Annotated in this window: 3 protein-coding genes; 1 reads left to right on the top strand and 2 read right to left on the bottom strand. The window is 51.2% G+C overall.

What is annotated here, in order from left to right; genetic code table 11:
* On the top strand, nucleotides 1–285 hold a 285-nt coding region (locus HOM51_09505), incomplete at its 5' end, for a restriction endonuclease subunit R (protein ID MBT5034744.1).
* Nucleotides 286–735: 450 nt separating this feature from the next.
* Here HOM51_09505 and glmS read toward each other — a convergent pair.
* Together glmS and glmU are read right to left on the bottom strand one after the other, a co-directional pair.
* Entirely contained in the window at nucleotides 736–2,559 is a 1,824-nt protein-coding gene (gene glmS / locus HOM51_09500; protein ID MBT5034743.1) for a glutamine--fructose-6-phosphate transaminase (isomerizing), read from the bottom strand.
* A 32-nt stretch (nucleotides 2,560–2,591) separates the two neighbouring features.
* Nucleotides 2,592–3,530: bifunctional UDP-N-acetylglucosamine diphosphorylase/glucosamine-1-phosphate N-acetyltransferase GlmU (gene glmU / locus HOM51_09495; protein MBT5034742.1), on the bottom strand; the 939-nt coding region annotated here is incomplete at its 5' end.

Here is a 3,530-nt window from a genome sequence, read left to right as displayed (position 1 = left end):
ATTGCATACGCCAAAGAAACAGTCAGCCGTGCGGCACGTGTAGAAACAAACCGAGACAATATCTACACGCTGCTAAATACCGAGCAACGCGAGTTCGTTAGCTATGTGTTGCGTAATTATGTTGAGGTTGGCGTTGATGAATTGGATGTCTCAAAACTAAGTACGGCGCTTACAGCAAAGTATGGAAGCATACACGCGGCACAGCAGCAGCTAGGGAACAATCAAGATATACAGCGTACCTTTATTGAATTTCAGTCACAGCTCTACAAAGAAGCGGTCGGCTAAAACGATGAATGAGTGCATTCGAAAGCATCTCTAAAGCAAGAGAGATGGGGCTACGCCTAACGCAATTCCATACAACTCATCTCATCCTTTATATTGGTTATCCTCTTTTTAGGGTTCGGGCGTCTCATTAAGGTTTAGACCTCACTTGAAATTATCCCACAAATCATTATCGGGTGTTTTTACATCTGTATTGAACCCCACCAGATGCAGCATCCCGAAACCCCCGTTTTCTCCCATTTTCAGGCACCAAAATATGAGAGGTAAAAACACCCCTCCCATATCACCAACTGGATAATGAAACCCTCTGTTTCCTCTGTTGGGCAATCTGTTCCATCTTCTTATCTCTCACCATATACGGAGCAACCCACAGGTGTGAGGCACGAACCGTTAAATCAAATGTGAGGTAGGTTTCTGTGTGGTTGGGAACATTTCTATTACCCCCTAACCACACTATTCCACGGTAACGCTTTTCGCCAAGTTTCGGGGTTGATCCACGTCGGTCCCTTTAATTACGGCGACATGATAGGCAAGTAGTTGTACCGGGATGGCATATAAAATTGGTGCAACGAAAGAGTCTACAGACGGCAACGCGATAGTTGCCGCCGCCATCTTGCCGAGCTTTTCAGCGCCAGGGCCGTCACTGATAAAAATAACCCGCCCATCACGGGCAATAACCTCTTGCATATTAGAAGCGGTTTTTTCAAATAGATCGTCGGAAGGTGCCAGAACAATGACCGGTACACCTTCGTCGATCAACGCAATCGGCCCGTGCTTCATCTCACCCGCCGCATAGCCTTCTGCGTGAATGTAAGAAATTTCCTTCAGCTTTAAGGCCCCCTCCAACGCAATCGGGTAGCTGGTACCACGCCCCAAATAAAGAACGTCGCCGCGGTCCGCGACTTCATGGGCAAGTTCTAGTAAGCGTTCGTCATGGTTCAACACCTCTGCCGCACGTGCGGGTACCTCCGTCAGGGCTTCGGTCAACCGCGCTTCTGTTTCATGATCTATCGCGCCATTGGCCTTGGCTGTTGCAATTACCAGACAAGCCAGAACCGTCAGCTGAGTGGTGAAGGCTTTGGTTGAGGCAACACCGACCTCCGGCCCTGCATTGGTTGGCAATACAGCATCGGATTCACGGGCAATAGTGCTTTCAGGCACATTGACGATGGAGACGATATGTTGGCCCTGCGCGCGAGCATAGCGAAGCGCTGCTAAGGTATCCGCCGTTTCGCCAGATTGTGAAATGAAGATGGCAACACCGCCTTCCGGCATGGCGGCTTGGCGATAACGGAATTCAGAGGCGATATCGACTTCAACCGAAATACGCGCCAGCCCTTCGATCCAATACTTGGCAACCATGGCCGCATAATAAGACGTGCCGCAGGCGATCAAGGTCACCTTGGGAACGCCCTGCAGGTTAAAACCTAGTTCCGGCAAGGTGACCGTCCGTGTGGCGGGATTAAGGAAGCTATGGAGACAATCGCCAATAACCTGCGGCTGCTCATAAATTTCCTTGAGCATAAAGTGTTGATAGCCGCCTTTTCCAATGGCTTCGCCGGAAAATGCTGTCGGATTAACGGGACGGGAGACTTCTGCGCCCGTTTCATCAAAAACAGTGGCACCAGACCCATTTAAAACGGCCCAATCGCCGTCTTCCAAATACATGATTTGTCGGGTGAGCGGCGCCAGGGCCAATGCATCAGATCCGAGATACATCTCGCCTTCCCCAAAACCGATGGCCAGGGGGCTGCCGCGTCTGGCCGCAATCATCAAGTCATGATGGCCGGCAAAGATAATTCCCAGCGCAAACGCCCCTTCAAGTTGATTGAGCGCCGCCGTAGCGGCTTCCACAGGCGTCATACCATCTGCTAGGCATTGGCTGATCAGGTGGACCACAACCTCTGTATCCGTATCAGAAGCCATGACGTGACCTTGGGCTTCCAATTGAGACCGCAGGTCCTGAAAATTTTCAATGATGCCATTGTGGACGACGGCAACATGGTCAGTGGCGTGGGGGTGGGCATTGGCTTCGTTTGGGACCCCATGGGTCGCCCAGCGGGTATGACCGATGCCAATGGTGCCTTCAGCAGGTTCACTGGTAAGCCGAGTCTCCAGATTTACCAGCTTCCCTTCAGCCCGCCGACGATCGATCCGACCATTGGTCAGTGTCGCAATTCCAGCGGAATCATATCCGCGGTATTCCAAGCGCTTCAGCCCCTCGATCAAAAGAGGGCTCACGTCGTTCTTACCAATAATTCCGATGATGCCGCACATATAAGATTATTCTTCTTTTCTACTATATTGTTTTATTTTTTAGCTTTTTCTTTTTCCGCCTGCTTACGTTGGCGAAATTTTCGCGCCAAGTCGGGTATTTCCTTCTGCGTTGCCCGCTCAATCGCTAATGCATCGGCCGCAACATCCTTCGCAATCACACTGCCAGCGCCAATCATCGCCCCATCACCGACCTTTACCGGTGCCACCAAAGCCGTGTTTGATCCAATAAATGCGCCGGCCCCGATATCCGTGTGGGATTTAAAATAACCGTCGTAGTTGCAGGTGATGGTCCCGGCCCCAATATTGGCCCCCGAACCGACCCTTGCATCGCCAATATAGGTCAGATGGTTCGCTTTCGATCCTGTTTCCAAAGTAGCGTTTTTGATCTCGACAAAATTACCCACATGAACGTCGTTTTCAAGGACCGCGCCGGGCCGCAATCGGGCGAAGGGTCCGACGATGGCACCAGATGAAATGGTGGCCCCTTCTATGTGGCAAAAGGCGCGAATTTCAACCCGGTCTTCGACTGTCACTCCGGGTCCGAAAAAGACATTGGGGCCGATTGAGACATCCTGGCCAATTTTAGTGTCGAAACTAAAATAAACCGTTGTTGGGTCTGTTAGTGTCGCCCCTCCTGCCAAGGCCCCCCCTCTCAGTTGAGACTGAACAACGGCTTCGGCGACCGCCAGTTCTGCTCGGGAATTAATCCCCAGAAGTTCTGTCGTTTCGCCTTCGACAACTTGGCAAGATCGTTGCTCAGCACCAGATATGGAAATGATATCGGTCAAATAGTATTCGCCCTTGGCATTATCGTTGCCAATCCGGCTCAGGTAATTCAGTGCAGTTGTGCCATCCAAAGCCATGACACCGGAATTACAAAGCGCTACCTGTAACTGTTCCGGCGTGGCATCCTGTGCCTCTACGATTTGCTCCAAATTTCCGTCCTTTCCGACGATCAGACGACCGTACAT

Source organism: Rhodospirillaceae bacterium (genome assembly GCA_018660465.1).
Taxonomy (GTDB): Bacteria; Pseudomonadota; Alphaproteobacteria; order Rhodospirillales; family JABJKH01; genus JABJKH01.
Note: the sequence above shows the minus strand (reverse complement) of the source record. Positions and strands in the feature narration are given on the sequence as shown.